The 20,862-nt window shown below is 71.5% G+C and carries 23 protein-coding genes and 1 pseudogene; 6 read left to right on the top strand and 18 right to left on the bottom strand.

Going from position 1 to position 20,862, the window contains the following annotated elements; all coding sequences use genetic code 11:
* Positions 1–140 precede the first annotated feature (140 nt).
* On the bottom strand, positions 141–914 hold the full coding sequence (locus tag ACIBSW_RS18535) for a glycoside hydrolase family 16 protein (RefSeq protein WP_354728008.1): 774 nt from the start codon (positions 912–914) through the stop codon (positions 141–143).
* Between the two features lie 534 nt (positions 915–1,448).
* Between ACIBSW_RS18535 and ACIBSW_RS18530 the strand changes: the two genes are divergently transcribed.
* On the top strand, positions 1,449–1,964 hold the full coding sequence (locus tag ACIBSW_RS18530) for a ricin-type beta-trefoil lectin domain protein (RefSeq protein ID WP_354728006.1): 516 nt from the start codon (positions 1,449–1,451) through the stop codon (positions 1,962–1,964).
* Between the two features lie 70 nt (positions 1,965–2,034).
* Here ACIBSW_RS18530 and ACIBSW_RS18525 read toward each other — a convergent pair whose 3' ends face one another.
* A complete protein-coding gene (locus ACIBSW_RS18525) occupies positions 2,035–3,072 on the bottom strand; it encodes a LacI family DNA-binding transcriptional regulator (RefSeq protein ID WP_354728004.1) in 1,038 nt (345 codons plus the stop codon).
* 156 nt (positions 3,073–3,228) lie between these two features.
* Between ACIBSW_RS18525 and ACIBSW_RS18520 the strand changes: the two genes are divergently transcribed.
* The gene (locus ACIBSW_RS18520; protein ID WP_354728002.1) at positions 3,229–4,389 is read left to right on the top strand and encodes an alkaline phosphatase PhoX; all 1,161 of its coding nucleotides are present in this window, start codon (positions 3,229–3,231) and stop codon (positions 4,387–4,389) included.
* A 64-nt stretch (positions 4,390–4,453) separates the two neighbouring features.
* On the top strand, positions 4,454–4,756 hold the full coding sequence (locus ACIBSW_RS18515; RefSeq protein ID WP_354728000.1) for a hypothetical protein: 303 nt from the start codon (positions 4,454–4,456) through the stop codon (positions 4,754–4,756).
* Positions 4,757–4,759: 3 nt separating this feature from the next.
* Here ACIBSW_RS18515 and ACIBSW_RS18510 read toward each other — a convergent pair whose 3' ends face one another.
* A complete protein-coding gene (locus ACIBSW_RS18510) occupies positions 4,760–5,149 on the bottom strand; it encodes an SAM-dependent methyltransferase (RefSeq protein ID WP_354727998.1) in 390 nt (129 codons plus the stop codon).
* A 143-nt stretch (positions 5,150–5,292) separates the two neighbouring features.
* Here ACIBSW_RS18510 and ACIBSW_RS18505 point away from each other — a divergent pair, with 143 nt between their 5' ends.
* Both ACIBSW_RS18505 and ACIBSW_RS18500 read left to right on the top strand, forming a co-directional pair.
* Entirely contained in the window at positions 5,293–5,820 is a 528-nt protein-coding gene (locus ACIBSW_RS18505) for a hypothetical protein (RefSeq protein WP_404799377.1), read from the top strand.
* A complete protein-coding gene (locus ACIBSW_RS18500) occupies positions 5,817–6,299 on the top strand; it encodes an RDD family protein (RefSeq protein ID WP_354727994.1) in 483 nt (160 codons plus the stop codon). Before ACIBSW_RS18505 ends, ACIBSW_RS18500 begins: the two co-directional genes overlap by 4 nt.
* 43 nt (positions 6,300–6,342) lie before the next feature.
* On the opposite strand, the gene ACIBSW_RS18495 is transcribed toward ACIBSW_RS18500, so the two are convergent.
* Positions 6,343–7,497, bottom strand: a complete 1,155-nt coding sequence (locus ACIBSW_RS18495) for a hypothetical protein (protein ID WP_354727992.1) — start codon at positions 7,495–7,497, stop codon at positions 6,343–6,345.
* Between the two features lie 127 nt (positions 7,498–7,624).
* Entirely contained in the window at positions 7,625–8,833 is a 1,209-nt protein-coding gene (locus ACIBSW_RS18490) for a helix-turn-helix transcriptional regulator (RefSeq protein WP_354727990.1), read from the bottom strand.
* Positions 8,834–9,003: 170 nt separating this feature from the next.
* Between ACIBSW_RS18490 and ACIBSW_RS18485 the strand changes: the two genes are divergently transcribed.
* Positions 9,004–10,413 (top strand): FAD-dependent oxidoreductase, encoded by a 1,410-nt coding sequence (locus ACIBSW_RS18485; protein ID WP_354727988.1) that lies wholly within the window; start codon positions 9,004–9,006, stop codon positions 10,411–10,413.
* A gap of 42 nt (positions 10,414–10,455) precedes the next feature.
* Here the strand turns inward: ACIBSW_RS18485 and ACIBSW_RS18480 are convergent, their stop codons facing one another.
* The 13 genes and pseudogenes from ACIBSW_RS18480 to ACIBSW_RS18420 all read right to left on the bottom strand — a co-directional run bounded on the left by ACIBSW_RS18480 (position 10,456) and on the right by ACIBSW_RS18420 (position 20,830).
* Entirely contained in the window at positions 10,456–11,469 is a 1,014-nt protein-coding gene (locus ACIBSW_RS18480; RefSeq protein WP_354727986.1) for a hypothetical protein, read from the bottom strand.
* Positions 11,469–11,582 (bottom strand): annotated as a pseudogene (locus ACIBSW_RS18475) (sigma factor-like helix-turn-helix DNA-binding protein); the annotation flags it as partial. The pseudogene ACIBSW_RS18475 and the gene ACIBSW_RS18480, both read right to left, overlap by 1 nt.
* A 15-nt stretch (positions 11,583–11,597) precedes the next feature.
* Positions 11,598–12,056: an RNA polymerase sigma factor gene (locus tag ACIBSW_RS18470; protein WP_354727984.1), complete on the bottom strand. Its 459-nt coding sequence runs from the start codon at positions 12,054–12,056 to the stop codon at positions 11,598–11,600.
* A gap of 76 nt (positions 12,057–12,132) precedes the next feature.
* Entirely contained in the window at positions 12,133–12,753 is a 621-nt protein-coding gene (locus tag ACIBSW_RS18465; RefSeq protein WP_354727982.1) for a dihydrofolate reductase family protein, read from the bottom strand.
* Positions 12,753–13,247 (bottom strand): SRPBCC family protein, encoded by a 495-nt coding sequence (locus ACIBSW_RS18460; protein WP_354727981.1) that lies wholly within the window; start codon positions 13,245–13,247, stop codon positions 12,753–12,755. Before ACIBSW_RS18460 ends, ACIBSW_RS18465 begins: the two co-directional genes overlap by 1 nt.
* A gap of 3 nt (positions 13,248–13,250) precedes the next feature.
* On the bottom strand, positions 13,251–13,592 hold the full coding sequence (locus ACIBSW_RS18455; protein ID WP_354727979.1) for a metalloregulator ArsR/SmtB family transcription factor: 342 nt from the start codon (positions 13,590–13,592) through the stop codon (positions 13,251–13,253).
* A 71-nt stretch (positions 13,593–13,663) separates the two neighbouring features.
* Positions 13,664–14,086 carry an acyl-CoA thioesterase gene (locus tag ACIBSW_RS18450; protein ID WP_354727977.1) on the bottom strand — a complete coding sequence of 141 codons (423 nt, stop codon included), beginning with the start codon at positions 14,084–14,086 and terminating at the stop codon, positions 13,664–13,666.
* 86 nt (positions 14,087–14,172) lie between these two features.
* Positions 14,173–14,469, bottom strand: coding sequence for a MoaD/ThiS family protein (locus tag ACIBSW_RS18445; RefSeq protein WP_184995835.1), 297 nt, complete (start codon positions 14,467–14,469; stop codon positions 14,173–14,175).
* Positions 14,466–15,581 carry an exo-alpha-sialidase gene (locus tag ACIBSW_RS18440; protein ID WP_354727975.1) on the bottom strand — a complete coding sequence of 372 codons (1,116 nt, stop codon included), beginning with the start codon at positions 15,579–15,581 and terminating at the stop codon, positions 14,466–14,468. The genes ACIBSW_RS18445 and ACIBSW_RS18440 overlap by 4 nt, the downstream gene beginning before the upstream one ends.
* 96 nt (positions 15,582–15,677) lie before the next feature.
* Positions 15,678–17,087 carry an FAD-dependent monooxygenase gene (locus ACIBSW_RS18435; protein WP_354727973.1) on the bottom strand — a complete coding sequence of 470 codons (1,410 nt, stop codon included), beginning with the start codon at positions 17,085–17,087 and terminating at the stop codon, positions 15,678–15,680.
* A gap of 63 nt (positions 17,088–17,150) precedes the next feature.
* Positions 17,151–19,166 (bottom strand): ATP-binding protein, encoded by a 2,016-nt coding sequence (locus ACIBSW_RS18430; RefSeq protein ID WP_354727971.1) that lies wholly within the window; start codon positions 19,164–19,166, stop codon positions 17,151–17,153.
* A 66-nt stretch (positions 19,167–19,232) separates the two neighbouring features.
* Complete coding sequence (locus tag ACIBSW_RS18425; RefSeq protein WP_354727970.1) at positions 19,233–19,637, bottom strand: hypothetical protein; 405 nt, start codon at positions 19,635–19,637, stop codon at positions 19,233–19,235.
* 20 nt (positions 19,638–19,657) lie between these two features.
* The gene (locus ACIBSW_RS18420; RefSeq protein ID WP_354727968.1) at positions 19,658–20,830 is read right to left on the bottom strand and encodes an amidase domain-containing protein; all 1,173 of its coding nucleotides are present in this window, start codon (positions 20,828–20,830) and stop codon (positions 19,658–19,660) included.
* Positions 20,831–20,862: the final 32 nt, after the last annotated feature.

Here is a 20,862-nt window from a genome sequence, read left to right as displayed (position 1 = left end):
TTCCCTTGTGGCTGGGGGGGGGCGGGGGGCCCGGCTTTTTTACACATGGTGTGTTTTGTTACTGGCCCCCCCCCCCCCCGGCCCCCGGGGGGGGGGGGGGGGGCGGCCCCCCCCCCCCCCCCCCCCACGCCCTGTTCGGATCAGTACCTGGTGTATCTGGCCCAGTCGTAGGTGGCGGTCAGCGTGCGGCCCGGGTAGCTGAAGGGCTGCAGCCAGCCGTCGACGCCGATGCCGGGCCAGAGGTTCATCATGATGCGTTGCGGGTGGGTGGGAAGCGGCCCGCGCGAGCCGTTCTCCTGGTGGACCAGCCGTCCGTCGACGAACCAGTTGATGGTGCCGCCGTTCCACCACTCGAAGGCGTAGTTGTGGTAGCCGGCCGCGGCGTCGAAGCCCAGGTTGATGATGGTCTCGTGGCCCCCGACGCCGTTGGTGAAGTAGTTGACCTGCATCTGGGTGGTGTTCTTGCCGAGGATCTCGACGTCGATCTCGTCCCAGGGCTGGCCGTCGCTCGGCCCGGTGTAGGTGAAGAACGACGTCACGATGCCGGGGTTCTTGGCGGCCTTCATGCGCGTCTCGAAGCGGCCGTAGGAGAACAGGTCGTTGGTGCGGTATTCGCCGGAGGCGTACGGCTTACCGGAGCAGCCGCCCGGACAGGGCTGGTTGTCCAGGTTGAGGCCCATGACGCCGCCGCTGTGCCAGACGTGGTCGGCGCGCCATCCGACGTTGAAGATGCTGCCGTTGCTGTAGCCGTCGGCCTTGTGCCAGCGGCCCGTGTCGAACGCGTTGAGGTTGTCGACGAAGCTGCCGCCGATGGCCGCCTCGGCGCGTTGAGCGCCGGCTCCGAACAGGGTTGCGGCGATGCCGAGGGTGGTGAGGGCGAGCGCCATCGCGGCGCGGAATCCGGTTTTGCGCACTGTCGTCTCCGGTTCGGTACAGGTTTCGCCGTGCGGGGTGCCGTCTCGCGTACGGCGAACCGGGGGGATAGGGGGATGGCACACGGTGCGGCCGGCGGGGACCGGCGAGCGACTGATCGGGTGCGCCCGAGCGGGGGCGCCCGAGCCGAGCTGTCGCGTGTGGACACGTCGACCTCCGGATGATCGAGGAAGCATTTCGGAAGCGCTTCCAGGCCGTTCCATCCAGCGGCGTCTATGGCAGAGTTTGCGGTCGTGTTACGAGCGATGTCAAGTGTTCATTGGGGATTCATGCAGGATGCTGTGGCTTCTACCGGCAGGAAAGGGCTTACCTCGCCGCCGTCGACCTGGCCCGGGAAACCAGTTCTTTACATTGACGTACAGCGAACCGTAGCCTCCAAATTGGAAGCGCTTCCAGGATGACGCCGACTGCCGGACCTTCCGAGGTGTGCCCTGGGTCACGTCAAACCGGACGGCGGGATACGGACATGATCAATACGCTTTCGGCGTCATCGACACGCACCACGGGGGAACAACATGCGTTTTTCGAGAGCCCGCACCCTGACCGCCGCCGTCGCCGTCGGCATCCTGGCCGCCGTCGCCATGACGGCGCCCGCCTTCGCCGCCGACCGTCAGCGGGGCCTGCGCAACAAGGAGTTCAGCCCCGCCGACCTGGGCACGGGGATTGCCGGCTCGGCGTCCGAGGCGTGGCTGCGCAACGTCAGCCTCATGGAGATCTTCACGATCGAAGACAAGGGCACCTACGACGGCCAGCCTCAGGTGAAGATCCAGAACGGATATGGTCGCTGCCTCGACAGCCGCGGCAACCACAGCGCCGAATCGGCCTGGTTCCTGAGCTGCAACAGCGGCGACTACCAGCTGTGGCAGATCTTCACCAACGGCAACGGCACGAGGACCTACAAGAACAAGGGTGCCTGGACCCAGCAGGGCCGACACCTCTGCCTGGCCAGCCAGGGTGTGAACAGGGCGGTCATCATGCAGTTCTGCGGCAGCACCACCGGACGCCAGCAGTGGACCGAGATCGCACCCTGACCGGGATGTAGCGCGGCGAGAAACGGCTCCTCACCACTTTCGACCACGGTGAGGGGCCGTTCCTGCCAAGCTAGGCCGACTCTCGGGTGACCAATCTGGTGGGCAGGATGAACGACTCCGGTTGCCCGCCGTCCAGAAGCTCGGTCAACATGCGGGCGGCCTCGCGGCCCAGCGCCTGGACCGGCTGATGAACGGTGCTGAGCTTCGGCTCGGTGTGCACCGCGACGGGCAGATCGTCGAAGCCCACCACCGCCACGTCGCCGGGCACCGTGCGGCCGGCCTCGCGCAGTACCCGCAGGGCACCGGCCGCCATGTTGTCGTTGGCGGCGACCACCGCGTCCAGGTCCGGATGCGCGCCGAGCAGCGCGCGCATGGCCTCGACGCCGCTCGCCTCCAGGAAGTCGCCCGGCTCGGTGGCGTACGGCTCGAGCCCGGCCAGCAGCAACGCCTCGGTGTAGCCGCGCCGCCGATCCCTGCCGACGGCGGTGTCGGCGGGTCCGGTGATCATGGCGATGCGGCGGCGGCCGCTCCGCAGCAGGTGCTCGGTCGCCGCCCGCGATCCGCCCACGTTGTCCACGTCGACGTAGAAGGGAGGCGTCCCGTGCAGGGGCAGCCCGACGAAGACGGTGGGAAGTCCTGATTCGGCGGCGATGTCGATCAGCTGGTCGTGGCCGCGCATCGCGACCAGCATCACCCCGTCCGCTCCCCGGGTCTGCAGGAAGGTCCGCAGCCGCTGCCGGCCGTGGCCGGGCGTGGCGAGGCTGAGCATGAGGTGCAGGTCGGTCTTCTCCAGCGCGGCGGACGCCCCGACGATGACCTGCGCGAAGAACGGGTCCGCGAACAGCTCGGGCCCCTCGCCGGAGACGGCCAGCACCACCACGCCGGTCTGGCGGGTCGCGAGGGCCCGCGCGGTCCGGTTGGGCGTGTACCCGAGCTCCCGGATCGCCTTCTCGACCGCGTCGCGCTTGGCGCGGGACACGTGCGGACCGTTGTTGATCACTCGGGAGGCGACGGTGCGGGAGACGTGCGCGCGCTCGGCGACCTCGTCGAGCGTCGGCGGCCGTTGCGGGACCGGTGGCGGCATCCGTTGCCCCTCCGCTCCAGCCATTCTGGCGATCGTAGATAGCCATGCGTCAACGTGTAAAGCAGCATGATCCGCCCGAGGACACCGGACGCACCCGGAACCATCCGCCGGCGTTCATCCGCAGCACCGCAACCGTCAAGCCGCGCGAGTTCAGATCCTGGGACCCATCAAGGAGGTTCTATGGATCGGCGAACGATGTTGCGGGCGACCGTGGTCGGCGCGGGAACGCTGGCCCTGCCGTTCACCGCCTGGTCGGCGGCGTACGGCGCGCCGGCGCAGAACGCGGCGGGGCCGTACGGCCCGCTGCTGGCGGCCGACGCCAACGGCATTGCGCTGCCCGCCGGCTTCACCAGTTCGATAGTGGCCCGTTCCCGGCAGGCGGTGCCCGGGACGTCGTACGTCTGGCACGACGCGCCCGACGGCGGCGCGGTGATCCCGAACGGCACCGGCTGGATCTACGTGTCGAACTCCGAGGTGAGCGCGGCCGCCGGCGGCGGCGCGTCCCGGATCCTGTTCTCCTCCACCGGAGCGGTGGTCGGCGCCTCCCGGATCCTGTCCGGCACCAACACCAACTGCGCCGGCGGCAAGACGCCGTGGAACACCTGGCTGTCGTGCGAGGAGGTCTCGCTGGGCCGGGTGTACGAGACGTACCCGCTGGGCGGCACGGCCGTCGCGCGTCCGGCGATGGGCCGGTTCAAGCACGAGGCGGCCGCCGCCGATCCGGTACGACAGGTCATCTACCTGACCGAGGACGAGACCGACGGGAGGTTCTACCGGTTCGTGCCCACCACGTGGGGCGATCTGTCCGCGGGAACCCTGCAGGTGCTCCGCGCGGGCACCGCCACCTCCGGCTCGTTCACCTGGGCCGCCGTACCGGATCCGGACGGCTCGCCGACCGCGACCCGGCGCCAGGTGTCCGGGTCGAAGGCGTTCAACGGCGGCGAGGGCTGCCACTACGCCGACGACACCGTCTGGTTCACCACCAAGGGCGACAACCGGGTCTGGCAGGTCAACCTGCTCAGCGGCACTTACGAACTGGCCTACGACGACAGCCTGGTCAGCCCCGGCACCGCGCCGCTGACCGGCGTCGACAACGTCACCGGCTCCACCGCCGGCGACCTGTACGTCGCGGAGGACGGCGGGAACATGGAGATCTGCATGATCACCCCCGACGACAAGGTGTCGGTGTTCCTGCGGATCACCGGCCAGAGCGGTTCCGAGATCACCGGACCGGCCTTCACCCCGGCCGGCGACCGGCTGTACTTCTCCTCGCAGCGTGGCACGTCCGGCTCGTCCTCCGGCGGCATCACGTACTGCGTCATTGGGCCATTCCGTCGATAGAGCTGAACGGTTCGGGCCGCCGCGGTGTACTCCCCATGGACAGCCAAGAGAGAGGGGCACATCGATGAATCTTCGCTGGGGCCACCGCGCCGGCGCGGGGCTCGCCGCGGCGGCGGGCGCTACGGCGCTGGTCATGCTGGCCGCCGGACCGGCTGCGGCCAGCCCGCTGTTCTGCGGCGCGGGACGCGGCCTGACCGCGCAGAACGCCGTGCAGGGCGCGTTCGACGACGCGCAGAACTCGGCGCAGTCCATGGGCTTCTACGGCGCCTGCACCCTGTCCGGGGAGCCGCAGATCTTCGAGGTGTTCAACGATCCCCACTTCGGACACCTCTTCCGCGCCCAGGTCAACGTCACCTGCCTGCCGTAGGCGTCAGAACCGGTTTGACGTCGAGGAGGGGGTGCCGTCGAGCGCCTCCAGGTCGGCGACCCGCAGGCGCAGGTCGCCGACCGCCAGGACGGTGACCTGGTGCAGGCCGATCGGGTTGGGCCGGTCCGGCGAGCGGGTGCTGAACACCCCGGTCAGCGGGCGGGTCGGGTCGTCGCGCGGGTGCACCCGCAGGACCCCGCGGTCGGCCCGGTCCAGCCAGGTGAGCAGCAGCAGCCGGTCGCCGGGCCGGATGTCGCGCAGGGCGTCCGCGTACCGGGCGTCGAAGATCAGCCAGGCGGGCGGCGACCCCTCGTCGCCCTGCCTGGGCGCGGTCGCCGGGTCGGTCAGCTCAGACTCGACCCGGCCGACCGGGGTGAGCTCGAAACCTGCCATGGCGAAGACGGTACGCGAGGTCGGCTTTCACGCGCGGTGTCCGAATCGTCGCCGCACACTCACCCGTACGGGATGGCCCGCGCGGGCGCGTCGACGGGCACCGTGGACGAATGACGGCCATCGAGTCCGAGCAGCCAATCGTTGTGACACACCTTCCGGCCGCGGAACCGCCCGCACCGCCCGCCCGGGGCCTGCGGTGGCGCGACGTCGCGGCGGGCGCGGTCTACCAGGCCGAGGAGTCCACCGCCGGGCTCCTCGCCGATCTGCGCCGGGTCGCGGCCCAGCGCGAGCGCTGGCTGGGCGAGCTCGCCGCGCGCGGGGCCGCCGAGCGCGAGCTGCGCCGCAAGCGGGCCGCGGAGGCGGCGCACACCGCGGTCACCGCCGCCGCCACCCTGCCGGTGGTGAACTGGTTCGTCGACGCCCAGCTCGAGCGGGTGCTGCGCCCGCTGGTCCGGGGCATCCTGGACGACGTGCTGGGGCTGCTGGAGAAGGAGCCGGACCGGATCCAGGCGTTGATACAGGGCCAGCGCGAGACCATGGTGGATGAGCTGATCGGCCGCATCCGTACCGGCGCGGCGAACGGCGACTCGGCGGTCGACCGCCTGACCTTCCGGATGTTCCATCGCGGCCCCCGGCCGGCACCCGCACCGCCGTTCGTCGACGGCGCATGACCGATCCCGCCGCCCGCGAATACGCCGGCGCGGTGAGCCGATCGATCGCGTACGCCCTGGACGCCGTCATCGTCACGCTGGTCTACAGCGGGGGCGTCCTGATCGCGATGCTGATCGCGGCGTTCATCGGCAGCCGGACCCGGGAGCTGGCCCACGCGGTCGCGGTGTCGTACCTGCTGATCCTGCCGGCCCTGATGGCGGTCTACTGCGCGCTCTTCTGGGCGCTGGCCGGCCGGACGCCCGGCATGGCGGTGCTCGGCATCCGGGTGGTCGCCGCCCGGGAACGGCCGCTGCCCTGGCTGTCGGCCCTGATCCGCGCGCTGGTGCTGGCGTACTTCCCGCTCGGCGCGGCCTGGGCCCTGGTGGACCGCCGCCATCAGGCGATACACGACAAACTGGCCCGCACCGTGGTGATCCGGGTGCCGGTGCCGGCCCTGACCGGTTCGACGGCTCGGGGGCGCCGCCTCCCGGGCGGCTGATCCGGGAGGGATCGGCCGGCCCGGAAGGCGGCGAGCCCGGCGGTCAGCTGCCGGCGCGCGCCGCGCGGCGCCGGGTCGCGACGAGCAGCGCGACGCCGGTGAGCAGGATGGTCAGGCCGGCGGTCAGGACGCCGGTCGCGGACGGGCCGGTGATCGGCAGGCCGCCCTCGCCGGCACCACCGCCGGCGGTCGTCGGGGCGGTGGTCGCCGGGGCCGTGGTAGCCGGGGACGTCGGGTTGATCACGTATTCGGCCGTGTTGTTCGCCGGGTTGTCGTCGCCGTCGATGACCACCGTGACCGTGCCGACCGCGTCACGGACGTCGCGGTCCAGGCGCAGGGCGAAGCCGGGAACGTAGCGGTCGCCGGGCTTGAGAGGGCTCGTGTGCCACGGAATGCCGTAGCAGATGAACTCCTTCTTGTCGCCGAACGGGTCGCCCGTCGGCTCGAAGCTGTCCGGGTCGCGGTCGCAGTCGTCGGCCACTTCGACAACGGTGACGCCGTCCGGCACGGTGATCTTGAAGGAGGGCTTCAGCGGCGGGTGGCTGTCGAACTCGTTGTTGACGTGCGGGCGGAGCGCGACCGTGCCCGCGTTGTGCACGCCCGCCCCGGGACGGACGGTCTCGCCCGGGCGCGCCGTGACCCGCTCGGCCACCGCGGCCAGGTCCGGGCTCCGGCTCGGCCGCTGGGTGGCCCGGAGGAACCCGGTGCCGTAGCCGATCGGCTCCCCACGGTCCTCGAAGGAGGCCGCCGGCATGGGCGCCGCGGGCGGCGCAAGCTCGAGCGTCCGCCCGGCGTTCTTCGCCAGCTCCCGCCACTTCCCGGTCGCCGCGTCGCTCCAGGAGTCGACGTGGAAGTCCTCGTACACCGACTCGCCCGGCCAGTCACCCTCGCTGCCGCGCACCGGCAGCTCGACCCGGTACTCGGTGCCCGCGGCGAGTGTCACCGGGAAGAGGCAGGTGAAAGGAAGGGCGGGCGGGCGGTCGTCGCGGGCGTTGTAGCAGTTCACGACGTCGCCGTCCACGGTGATCGGGAAGGTAAGCTGCCGCAGGCGGAGGCTGAAGCCCTGCACCGGCGCGTCCCCGTTGTTGCGTACGGTCATGCTCGCGATCGCCGGCCGGTCACCGACCAGGGTCACCGACATGTCGCTGACGGTGACCGGGCGGTCGGGCGCGGCGTGTGCGGTGGCGGCGAGCGGCATCGTGGCGAGAGTGCAAAGCAGGGCAGCGGAGAGCGACCGGCGCGCACGCCGGAGCGATGTGGACATGGATCCCCCGTATCGAATGTCCGGGGAAGGCTAGTCGATCATCGGTGGGCGGGCAATTCGGTCAGGCCGCGATCTCTAGGCGCCCGGCCAGGGCGCGCAGCTCGGTGCCGCCGGTGCGGCGGTTCGCGCGGTCCAGCAGAGCGCGGGTGGTCTCGCGGGCCATGGCCGAGGTGTGCACGTGCTGCGGCGCCAGCCGCTCGGCGGTCAGCAGCAGGCGGATCGCCGCGGCGTCGTTGCCGCGCAGCCGGGTCAGGGCCCGCGCGGTGTCGGCGTAGTAGAACACCTGCCGGAAACCGGCCGGGATGACCGCCGGGTTCGTGGCGCGGGCGATCGCCGCGGCCCGGCCCGGATCGCCGCCGTCCGCCTCTATGCCGATCTGCCAGATGGCGACGTTGGTCGGGCCGAAGTAGAGGCCCATCGTGGCGGTCTCGCCGGTGCGGCCGGCCAGCTCGCCGGCCTCGGCCGCGAAGGCCCGGCCCTCCTGCTGCCGGCCGAGGCCACGGCCGACCATCGCGCAGACCAGCAGCAGCGAGCCGAGCACCTCGGCGGCGCCCGGCCGGCCCGCGTGCCCGCGCAGCTCGTCGACGGCGCGGCCGGCCACGGCGAGGGCCCGCTGATAGGAGCCGCAGCTGGCGGCGGCGCAGGCCCGCGCGTAGGCGGCGTACCCCCGCAGCACCACGTCGCCGGTGGCCTCGGCGGCGTCCCGGCAGCGTTCGGCGCCGAGCCAGGCGTCGGCCGGGCGGCCGAGGTTGCGCAGCACCGAGACGGCGATGAACGTGACGTCGCAGAGCAGCCGCAGGGCGGCCTCGCGGTCCGGGCCGGCGGTGCCGGCGCGCAGGTCGCGGAGCAGGTCCGGGATGAGGCGGGCGGCGCCCGCGTAGTCGCACGCCTGCCGCAGCGCGTCGAGCAGGGCGAGCGTGCGGGCCAGGTCGGCGACCGGGGCCGTGCCCCGGGTCTCCGGCTCGGACAGGTCGACGTCGACCAGGGCCTGCCGGACGGCGTGCACGGCGGCCTGCGCGGCGACCACGTCCCGGTCGCCCGCCGGCACCGGGACGCCGGTCAGCTCGGCCGGTGCGCAGTCCAGCGCCGCCGCGATGTCCGCCAGCGTGAACCGGTTGTCGGCCGCCTGCCGCCCCCGCTCGATCCGGCTCCAGGTGGCGTGCGAGATTCCGGCGCGGCTGGCGGCGTACCGGATGCTCCAGCCGCGCAGCAGGCGGCGTTCCTGAATGCGCTCCCCGATTCCGGGATCAGCGCTGCGTCGTGGCGTCATGACGGGACGTTATCCCGCCCCTCCACCGGTTGCGGTACATGCCTGTACCACCAGCGCGTTCGGACCGTCTTAACGGCCATTCACGCCTTTGAACCTCCAATGTCGACTGATCACGCTTAGGGTGTACCTCGTCTAGCTGCTCCGGTTGACAAGGGGATCCGCCAGTGGGAATGACACGCAAACAAATGCTCGGTCTTATGGGTGCGGCGGCCGCCGGAACCGTTTCGACAACGCTCACCGGGTCCGCCGCCGAGGCGGCCACCCAGGAGGCCACCGACGGCATCGACGCGAAGCACGTGATCCGCCGCGACGTGTGCGTCATCGGCGGCGGCTCCGCCGGCACCTACCTCGCGGTGCGCCTCGGCGACCTCGGCAAGAGCGTCGCGGTGGTCGAGGCCACCGACCGCCTCGGCGGGCACTGCGAGACACACCACGACCCGGCGACCGGCGGCACCATCGACATCGGCGTCGTCGTCTTCGAGGATCAGCCGGTCGTCCGCAACTACTTCGACCGGTTCGGCGTCGGCCTCACCACGCCCGGCGGCTTCCGCGAGAACACCACCTACGTCGACTTCCGTACCGGGCGGAAGGTCGAATACACCCAGCCGCCGCCCGCCGCCCTGCCCGAGTACTACCGGGTGATCAGCCAGTTCGGCCCGGTCGACACGTTCTACGACCTGCCCGACCCGGTGCCGGCCGACCTGGTGGCGCCGTTCCGCGACTTCGTCGCGAAGTACAACCTCGGCTCTGTCGTGCCGCTCGTGTTCCAGTTCGGACAGGGCCTCGGCGACGTACTCGACCTGCCCGCGCTCTACCCGATCAACAATTTCGGCCAGGGCGTCGTCAAGAACATTCTCGGCGGCAGTTTCCTCACCACGACCGCACACAACAACAGCCTGCTGTACGAGCGCGCCGCCGCGCACCTCGGCGACGACGTGCTGTTCGACACGCAGGTGCTGCGGGTCGAGCGGACCGGGTCCGGCGTGCGGGTGCTGGTCGCCACCCCGGACGGCCCGCGCCTGATCCTGGCCCGCAAGCTGGTCGTCACCATCCCGCCGCTGCTGCGCAACTTCGCGGGGTTCGACCTCGACCCGGCCGAGCGCACCGTGTTCGGCCAGTTCATCAGCGGCGCCTACTACACCGGCGTGGTGCGCCTGTCCGGCCTGCCCGCGGGCGTCGACCTGGCGAACGCGGCGGCGAGCACGCCGTTCCAGCTGCCGCCGCTGCCCGGAATCTACGGCATCGGCCCGACCGCCGTACCGGGCCTGTACAACGTCAAGTACGGCAGCACGACGCCGCTGCCCGAGGCCCAGGTCCGGCGCAACATCCGGGCCGACATCGAGCGGGTGGCGACGGCCGGCACCTTCCCCCTGGTCTTCCAGGACCTCGAGGTGTTCAAGAGCCACACCCCGTTCGAACTGCACGTCACGCCGCAGGCCATCGCCGGCGGCTTCTACCGCCGGCTGAACGCGCTGCAGGGCCGCAACAACACCTACTACTCGGGTGGGGCCTTCAACTCGCACAACTCGACCCGGATCTGGGACGCGGCCGAGGTGCTCCTGCCGTCCATCGCCGCCTGACCGACACCGCCGGCCCGTGGGACACCCGTCCCACGGGCCGATCTACTCCGTGTCGCCGAGCGCGTCCACGATGATCATCTTGTTGTAGATCACCTGCCGGAGCACGTCGCCCTTGCGCGTGACGGCGGTGCCGTCGTCAAAGTCCTTGACCTCGTCGCGCACGGCGATCAGGCGCTCGCCGATCAGCCGGTAGGTCTCCTTGTCGAACAGCAGCTCCTGGGAGAGGTAGCCCTCCAGGATCCGGCCCATGCCGATCGCCGGGCGGCCGTCGATGTTGACCGCGTCCAGGTTGACCTTCATGCCCGGCTCCTGCGCCAGGTAACGGAAGATGGCCGCCTGAACCGCCGGGGGCACCACGTACTGGCCGATCAGCGCGCTCGGCTCCACCCAGATCGGGCCCTTGGGGTGTTCGGCGAATGTCCGGACCTTGTCCGGCGTCGTCAGCGCGACGACGTGGGACCAATCGAGATGGGAGAAGACCACGCCGTCCTTGTTCTGCTCGAACACCTCGATTCCGCCCTTGCGCATCGTGCCCTGAATCTGGCCGTCGACGCGGGTCCACACCTGGACCTTCCGGTACTTCGCCTTGCCGGGTACGAGCGATCCGTTCGGGTATCTGTTCTCGTAACCGCGCGGGTTGCGCAATTCGCTGGTCTCGACGTACATGAACTGCTTCGGATCCGGGTCGGCCCAGGTCTGCCGCTCCGCCGACCAGGCCGCGTTCTCCAGGTACTGCGCGGCGCTGACCGGGCGCAGGTAGGGCACCGCGGCGGGCCGGTCGACCTGCGGGCTCCCCGCCTGCGTGCTCTCCTGCCGCGCGGCGGGACCCGCCGGCGCCGTACCGCCGTGGTCGGTGACCGCGACGGCCGCCACGACGGCCGTCGCGGTGGCGACGCTGATCGCGATCGGGACGCGCAGGCGCCAATGCCGGCTGCGCGTGGCGCGGACCGGTGCGTCCATCCGGCTCAGCAGCGCCGACCGGGCCCGCTCCCGCGCCGCCGGAGACGGCGTCGCGTCCGGGTCGAAGGCCTCGCGCAACACGGTGATCTCGTCCATCACTCCCCCATCTCGATGTCGGCGCCCAGCGCCTCTCGCATCGCCTGGCGTGCCCGGTGCAGCCGGGACCGGGCCGTGCCGGCGGGAATGCCCAGGGCTACGGCGGCCTCCTGCTGGTTGAGGCCGACCTAGGCCACCAGCAGCAGCACCGCGCGTACGGGCTCCGGCAGCCGCCCGAGGGCCTCGGCCAGGCGGCCGCGCACGGCGGCCGCGTCCAGGCGCCCGGCGACCGCGCCGGCGTGGCCGTCGATCAGCCCGTACTCGGCGCCGCGTTCGCCCGCGAGGTCCTGTCCGCCGGCCCGGGCCAGCGCCCGGTAGCGCCGCGACTCGGCGCGGACCTGCCGCGCGACGAGGTTCGAGGCGATCCCGAACAGCCACGGCCGCGCGTCGCCGTGCTCCGGGTGATAGCCGTCCCGCCGGTCGAAGGCGGTCAGGAACGTCTCGGACGCCACGTCCTCGGCCAGGTCGGGCCCGAGCCGCCGAGCCACGTACGCGTAGATGGCCCGATGGTGCCGGTCGAAGATCGCCGTGAACCGTTCGGGTACCCGTTTCGCCTGCTCGATCAGGTCGGCATCGGTTTCCGTCACCGGCCGCACCTGTCTCGTCGTGTCGTCGAGATGCATCACACCGGTAGTTCGCCGCAGCGGCGAAAAGTGTTCGCGGCTAATGCGGACGCACGGCGTAGGTCAGGTGCGTCACCCGCGGCGACGACTCGGAACGGACCGGTTCCAGCGCCACCCTGGACGCGTCCACGCCGTCGAACAGGCGGATGCCGGCGCCGAAGAGCACCGGCGACAGCGCGACCGTGAACTCGTCGACCAGGCCGGCGTTCACGTACTGCAGGATCGTCTCGGCGCCGCCCGCGATGCGGACGTCGCGGTCGCCGGCGGCCGCGCGGGCCCGATCGAGCGCGGCCTCGATGCCGTCGTCGACGAAGTGGAAGGTGGTGCCGCCCTTCCGCTCCCAGGGGTCGCGCTTCTCGTGCGTGACGACGAAGACCGGCGTGTGGAACGGCGCTTCCTCCGGCCACGCGTGCTCGCCGGCGTCGAACATGCGCCTGCCCATGACGCTCGCGCCGGTGCGCTCGAACGTCTCCCGCAGGATGTCGTTGTCGCGCCCCTGCTCGCCGCCCTCGCCGAGCCCCAGGTTCTCCCGGAAGAACCGCTGCGGGAAGACCCACGCCTGCAGTTCCATCCACTGCCGGCCCATCAGTTCGTCGGGCGACTCGGGCGCGATGAACCCGTCCAGCGACATCGACACGCTGAAGAACACCTTCCCGGCCATCAGCTGGTCCCCTCCTTCCGGGCGTGCCCGGCGACGTACGCCGCCAGGTTGTTCAGCGTCTGCTCGCCGCCCTCGATCGCGTGGTACTTCTCCACGGCCTCGTCGCGCAGCTGCCGGGTGGGGAAGACCGTGCGCATCTCGATCCGGGTGGCGGTGCCGTGCGAGGCGAAGGCCAGGTTCGATGCGAAGGCGTTCGGGTCGTCGCGGTGCTCGCCGTGCAGCAGCGCGATCCGCTCCGGTGCGACGATCTCGGTCCAGGTGATCCACTCGGGGTAGTCGGTCCCGTCCGGCCCGTGCATCACGAAGTCCCAGGTCCCGCCGACGCGGAACTCGAACGCCCGCGTGGTGGTGGTGAACCCCTCCGGGCCCCACCACCGCGACAGGTGCCGTACCTCGGTGAACGCCTCGAACACCAGCTCCCGCGGCGCGTCGATGACCCGGGAGATCACGATCTCCCGGTCGGCCGTCGCCGGTTCCCGCCCTGCGCCCGTCATCTGTCATTCCTCCCGACGTGTCTGCTTGAGGTCCTGCACGTAGGCGTCCAGCCGGTCGAAGCTCCCGGCCCAGAAGCGCTCGAACCCGCCGACCCACTCGTGGATCGGCCGCAGCCCGCCGGCGTCCAGGCCGTAGAGGCGCTGCTTGCCCGCACCGCGGACCCGCACCAGCCCCACCTCGCGGAGCACCCGCAGGTGCTTGGACGCACCCGGCAGGCTCATCCCCAGCTCCTGGGCCAGGTCGGTCACCGGCCGCTCACCGGAGCGCAGCAGCGTCAGGATGTCCCGGCGCTGCGGCTCGGCGATCGCGTTGAACGCGTCGGACGTCGTCGCTGCTCGTGCCACGCCCAGCACAATATTTTCCCATATGGGAAAACGTCAAGCCGCGGCCGTTCGGCGGGTGGTGCCGAGAGGTGTCAGAGTCCGAGCATCGCCGGATCGGCGACGATCTCGCGCAGCCGCGCGGGCGGGTCGGCGATCAGGCGCCGGGTCTCCCGGTCGAGCAGGCCGCAGACGCTGGTCAGCCGGGCGACCGGCACCCCGTCGGCGCGGGTGTAGTCCTGCTCCACCCGGAACGTCTTGCCGTCGCCCCAGTGGAACTGGCAGGTCACGTCGACCTCGTCGCCGTCGCGCAGCTCCTTGAGGTAACGCACGTTGGTCTCCAGCACCACCGGGCCGAACCCGGCGGCCATCAGCACCGCGGTGTTGATCCCGGCGGCGTGGAAACACCGCCAGCGGGCGTGCTCGCCGTACTGGATGTAGACGGCCTGGTTCACGTGGCCCTGCACGTCCAGCTCGTAGCCGCGGACACCGATGCGAACCTGGAAGACGTCAGCCATGCCGGCGATTCTTCCGCATGCGACCGGCGGTCGGGTGCCGCCGGGCCGCGGCGGTGGTCACACCACCGCGGACCCGGCGGGCCCGGTCAGCCACCGGCCATCGCGCCGACGACCAGGAACGGCTCCTCGCCGGCGGCGACCCGGCCGGGCAGCGGCGTGTCGGGAGACTCGTTGGACAGGTCCTCCTCGCAGGCGAAGAAGCGCACCAGGGCCCGGCGCTCGCCGGTCCGGCGGTCCCGCATCGTGCCCAGCAGCATCGGATATCTCTCCTCGACCGCGTCCAGCACCCGGCGCTGCGTCACCGCGCCGCCGATCTCGAGGTGCAGCTCGCCGCTGATCTGGGCGAGGTTGCGCAGGTGCGGCGGCAGCACGACCCGGATCACGGCAGCACCTGCGCCTCGACCGAGAGCACGGCCGGCAGGTCGCGCACGATCGCGTTCCAGGTGTCGCCCCCGTCCGCGGAGCCGTAGACCTGACCGCCGGAGGTGCCGAAGTAGACGCCGCAGTCGTCCAGCGTGTCGACGGCCATCGCGTCGCGCAGCACGTTGACGTAGCAGTCGGCCTGCGGGAGTCCCTTGGTCAGCGGCTGCCACTCGTCGCCGCCGGTGCGGCTGCGGTAGACCCGCAGCTTGCCGTCCGGCACGTAGTGCTCCGAGTCGCTGGTGATCGGCACGACGTAGACGGTGTCGGGCTCGTGCGCGTGCACGGCGATGGGGAAGCCGAAGTCCGTCGGCAGGTTGCCGCTGATCTCCCGCCACGATCCGCCGGCGTCGTCGGTGCGCAGCACGTCCCAGTGCTTCTGCATGAACAGCACGTCCGGCCGGGACGGGTGCATGGCCAGCCGGTGCACGCAGTGGCCGACCTCGGCGTCCTCGTCGGGGATCTGCCCGGAGCGCAGGCCGCGGTTGATCGGCTGCCAGGTGACGCCGCCGTCGTCGGTGCGGAACGCGCCGGCCGCCGAGATCGCGACGAAGATCCGGTCGGGGTTCACCGGGTCGAGGATGATCGTGTGCAGGCACATGCCGCCGGCGCCGGGCTGCCACCGCGGACCGGACTCGTGCGTGCGCAGGCCGGTCAGCTCCTGCCATTTCTGGCCGCCGTCGTCCGAGCGGTAGAGCGCGGCGTCCTCGGCCCCGGCGTAGACGACGTCGGGGTCGGTGCGCGACGGCTCGAGGTGCCAGATGCGCTTGAACTCCCACGGGCGGGGGGTGCCGTCATACCAGAGGTGGTCGCCGACCGGTCCCTGGTAGGCGAAGTCGTTGCCGACCGGCTGCCACGACTGCCCGCCGTCGTCGGAGCGCTGGATGATCTGCCCGAACCAGCTCGACGACTGCGACGCCCACAGCCGGTCGGGGTCGGCGGGCGATCCGTTCACGTGGTAGATCTCCCACCCGCCGAAGTGCGGCCCGCTCACCTTCCAGTCCCGGCGTGTGCCGTCCGCCGTCAGGACGAACGCGCCCTTGCGTGTGCCCACCAGCAGTCGAACCCGGCTCATGTCCTCACTCCTCTCGTAGCGTCATGGGGCATCCTCGCGCACCCCACCGACAAGAATTGCCGTGTCGCTCGATCGAGAGAAGATTCCTGCTCGAGCTCAGGCGATCGCCGCGAGTAGTTCTCCACGCGCCGGACCGGGCAGCGGATACCGTGCGGCACCCATGCCGAGCGCGACGACGCGGTCGACGGCTCCGGGCGCGCCGAGCACCTCGTCGGGGGTGGCGATGAAGGCGGCGACGGACGTGTAGCCGCGGGCGAGGTCCGGATCGACCAGGCCGGCCGCGAACAGCGCCTTGCTCACCGGCCACCGCGGATCATCGGTGCGATACGGCGTGCCGGCGGCGTCGGCCGCCATTTCCGCGAGCCGATGCCGGTCGTTCCAGAGGGTCGCCCGGTACAGCGGCTCGACGACCTGCGTGCTCGCTTCGTCGAACCTGCGGGCGAGCTTGTCGTGGTCGGCCGGGTCGGTCTCCCGCAGCAGGTCCCGCAGCAGGCGGGCCTGGATGAGCGCCATCGAGGCGCCCCGGCCGACCGACGGGTTGGTGCACGCCCAGGCGTCGCCGACCGCGACCACCCCGGTGGCGACCGGGTCACCGTCGGCGACCAGGCGTCGGTACCGGTCCTCGATGCCGGCCAGCACGTCGACGCCGGAGATCGGTTCGCCGTCCGCCCAGTGTTCGACCAGCGGATATCGGGCGACCGCCGCGTGCCACCGGGCCGGTTCGCGCAGGCACCGCAGCGCCTTGTCCCGGCTTGCGGTGGCCAGCACCACGCTCCAGGTGCCGTTGTCCCCGGGCAGCGTGATCGCCGACAGCGAGTCGTAGTGCTGCAGCAGGTTGGTCAGCGTCGCCGGTTGTTCGCCCGTACGGGAACGGAAGTGCCGGCAGTGATAGACGAAGCCGGAGTCCGCCCGCTCCTCGATCGGCGCGCGGGCGCCGGTCGCCCGCAGCCAGGAGCCCAGCGCCGACCGCCGGCCGCCGCAGTCCACCGTCAGATCCGCGGGCATCGCGATGCCGTCCGCGGTGAGGACACCGGTCACCCGGGGCACCCGCGAGTGCCCGTCCGTGGTGAGGCCGGTGACCGTGACGCCCCGCCGGATCGTCACTCCGGCGGCCTCGGCGGCGGCCGACAGTACCGCCTCGAGCACCGGCCGGCGGGCGGTCACGGTGTCGAACCGCTCGTCGCCGGGGCGGATCGGACCGCGCCGTTCCACCGGCAACGCCTCGATCAGGTTCAGCTGTCGCGCGCCGGCCGCCCGCAGCGTGTCCCCGACCTCCGGAAGCAGCTCCCGCACCTGCTGCCACCACCGCGGCAGCATGAAATGCGGCAGCCGGAACTGGTTGACACCGCGCCGCTGCCAGTCGTTCCAGGCGGTGTCGGTGTCCTCCGGTGGCGGCGGCCCGGCCGGGTCGCGTTCGACGACGATCACCTCGTGCCGGTCGCGCGCCAACAGGGTCGCCGTCGCCAGACCACCGAGGCCCGCACCGAGGATCAAGATCCGTGCCACATCGCACCTCCATCGAGTAACCGATGACGGCAGCGTGACCTCGATGCCTGCCCGTTTTCCAGGTCAGTCCGCGCTCAGGTTCTGCTCATCGACGGCGGTGCCGATCTCCATCGCCCACAGCAGCTCGGTCACCTGCTCCACCGCGCGACTCAGGTGCCGCCGGTAGGTGCTGAACGGCAGGCCGAGCACCTCGGCGGCGGCTTCCTGGTTGGGCGCGGCCTGGACGAACGTCCGATTCAGCACGGCCCGGAGCCGGTCGCCCTTCGGCTCGCCGGCGAGCCGGCCGACCGCCGTCAGCACGTTCCCGCGTACCTCGGTGGCGTCGGCGCCGAGCGCGCTGCCGACGAGCGGGCTGCCGGCGAGCCGGTCGGGGCGGTTGAGGTTCTGCAACGCGGACCGCACGGCGTCACCGAACGCCGCCCGGGACAACGGCTGGGGACGCAGCGCCGAGTCCGGTGGTGGCCCGGTACCACCCTGGTGCTCGCGTTCGTTCATCAGATCGAGCCAGGCCTCCACCGGGAAACGGCGCCAGTCCATCCCGTACGCGATGTGCGGCCGCCCGGCGACGGCGACCTCGACCAGTGGCCGGAAGCCGAGATAGTCGAAGAACGGCGCCCAGTACTCAGGGTCGACCGTCACCACGAACGACCACGCGACCGGCTCGGTGCACCAGGTCATGATCGAGGTGACAGTGCCGGCCAGCAACGCGTACTTGTCCCGTTGGAAATCGCGGACGCCCGCCCAGAACCGGCCGATGTCGATGCGCTCGCCCGGGCGCGTCGGCGCGGTGAGGGCGACGTGCCGCAGGATCGCGTGGACGACCGGGTCCCGCTCCTCCATCGGCGAACCGCACGGGCAGAAGATCCGGTACGCGAACGCGACGACACCCTCCTCGGTACGCACCACGTTCACACCGCCGGGCTCATCGGCGAACCACCGCTCGGCCAGCGCCGCGCTCACCCGGCCCTCGCCCTGCTCGATCAGCGACACGATCGGTCCGTGCTCCTCGGGCCTGGCCGGCACGACGGCGGCCGAGCCCTGTCTGCGCAGGGCCAGGTAGGACTCGGTGAGCGGGCTGCGCCGGTGCAGGTACGCCAGTTGCTGGGCGAGCAGTTGCCGATCCAGGCCCGCCGTGGCCCGGATACCGGCGACCACATGGTCGTGGATGATCCGGTGCAGCGATCGGTACCGGTCCGGTGAGCGGCGCTCGAACTCCGCCTCGAGGACCTCCCGGGTGAGATCATGCGGGGTCAGTCCGCCGGGCCGGCAGTGCACGAACGGCCGGCGCCGCAGCCACCCCCACACGTCGGCCGCGTCGGCGCCGACCGTCTTGCGAAGCAGGTCCTCGGTGGTCAGCCAGGCCTGCGCACAGGTCGCCAGGCCGATCATGTGGGCTTCCGAGGGCGCGTCCCGCAGCAGCGACTCGAGCAGTGCCGAGATGAGATCGGGTACCTCGGCGAGGGTCGCCGGGACGGTACCGCCCCGGGCCACGTCGGCCAGCAGCGCGAGCGTCAGCGGGTGGCCGCGGCCCAGGGCCTGCAGCCGCTGCCGCCCCGGCTCCGCGACACCGGCCCGGGCCAGCAGGTCCGCGCTGTCGCTCTCGCCGAGATGGTCGACGCGATGGATTGCGACCACCTGCCGCAGGCCGGCGTCCACCCGCCAGTCCGGCGAAGGCGGCTCCCGGCCGGCCAGGACCACGAGGCCGTTCGCCGGCAGCGCCGGGATGAAGTCGCGGCGGAGCCAGTTGTCGAGCGCGCCCAGGTGCTCGAACGAGTCGACCAGCAGCACCGCGCCGCGGTCGTCGCCGGACTGCGGAACCGCGTGGTGGAAGCCCTCCGGCGACGGGTCGATCTCTCTTCCGTCCAGCAGCACCGGAATCCGCCTCGCGGCCCGGGCCCGGGCGAACATCTCCAGGAGCAGCGTCGTCTTGCCGATTCCGCCCGGGCCGTGCACGAAGAGCACCCGCCGCGGCGACCGCCCGTCCAGCGCGTCGTCGAAGGCGCGCAGCTCATCGCGGCGGCCGACGAAGCTCAGCCGCCGCGCCCGCTCGATGACGTCATTGAGGACGCTGGCCGCCACGGGGTTCAGTCTCGACCCCAGGACGGCGTGTGTCAGCACCCGGTCGCCGGGACGACAGTCGGCGGCCTAACTCGGTCTTGTGGTGGCGGCCCCGTCCGCCGAACCGTCGATCGGCGCCATGATCCAGTGGTCGTCCTTCCACTCCACGTTGTGTCTCCAGGTCTCGCCCCCGGACGGGCCGGACACGGTCATCGACAGCGCATAGACCGTCGGGGTAAGCGAGACCCACGACGCCTCGGACAATGCCCAGCCCTTGCCGCCGTACTCCGCGATGCGTTCGGCGGCGTCGCCGGGGTGCGCCTCGTTGGCGAGGTGCGCGCGCAGTGCGGGCTCGTCCTTCTCCCGCAGCAGCGATACGTATTTCTCCGCGTAGGCGCGCAGGGTCGCCGGGTCCGGGTCTGTCGAGTCGCCCGGACCGCCGCAACCGCCGATGACGGCGGCGAGGAGACCCAGAAAAAGGATCCTCGCCACCGCCCGGCTGACTATTCGTGTCACGTACGGCCCGCGTAGTAGTTGGCATTGCCCCAGTCGGCCAGCACCTGGTTCATGGACCGACGGTAACGGTTGGTCGTGTGGTATGTCAGGTATGGCGTTCCGCCACTGACGTAGGACACCATCATCGTGTGGTCCTTGTTTCCGTCCTTGGATCCGTCGACCTGGAGCACGTCGCCGAGCCCCATGTTCCAGACGTTGCTGAGGCTGTAGACCCGCCCGCTGTAGGAGTAGGCGAAGCTGGCCCAGTAGTTGACGTTGATCCAGGACCACGTCTCGTTCGCCGAGTTGTACCACCAGTTCTCGGCGCTGCGGTACCACCCGAGGTCATCGGCCCACCCTCCGGCCCGCAGCGCCTGGCTGGCGAAGTTCGTGCAGTCGCCGCCGACATCGCTGAACGAACGATAGGCGGAGTTGTAGCTGGACCAGTAGCGCTCGAGGTAGGTCGCCATGGCGCTGTAGTTGTAGGCCAGCAGCGTCGTCTTGCCGCTGCCCTTGGCCGCGGTCAGCCCGGTCGGCTTGACGGTCGACGCGGGCTTGTCGTTCGACGGCGGCGCGGGCGGCGCGTCCGCGGTGGGCGGCTTCGCCGTGCCCGCGGTGTGGTGCACGAACGTCTCGGCCTTCCAGAGCGGCAGCAGGCCGGTGGGTTCGAGCTGCTGGTCCTCGGCCAGCTGCCAGGCTCCCGACGCGTCCTGCCGGAAGACGAACGTGTGCCGCGCCGTGAATCCGGTCGCGGGCGGCTCGTCGCCGCGGATCTTCTCGTAGGCCAGCATCGTCGTCTCGGTCGCGTCGACGGTGACGACGTCGCCCGAGCGCTCGGTGCGCTCGATGGTCAGCGACGTGTCCGCCCCGGTGAACCCCTCCCCCACGGAGCGCAGCCACTTGCGGTGCGTGCCGATGGCCGCGGCCATCGTCTCCTCCCGGGCGATCTGGCCCGCGTCGACGGCGACCCTGCCGTCGGCGAGTGAGGCGGCCGGCGTCGCCTTGCCGTTACCCACGAGCGCCGCGGCGCGGAGCTCGAGGGACTGCTCCGCGGCCCCGGCCAGCAGGCCGGTGGTGGCGGCGTCGATCTGCTGTACGGGTGCGGCGGCGGCGGGCGCCTCGACCAGCGCCGCCAGGGTCAGCGTGCCGATCACTGCGGCCGAGACGCGCATGGTTCTGGATCTCTTCATGACTCTCCCCGTGGTCTGAAGTAGACACTCCC

Origin of the sequence: Actinoplanes sp. NPDC049668 (assembly GCF_044465445.1) — a bacterium.
GTDB lineage: Bacteria > Actinomycetota > Actinomycetes > Mycobacteriales > Micromonosporaceae > Actinoplanes.
This window is presented reverse-complemented; position numbering and strand designations above follow the sequence as displayed.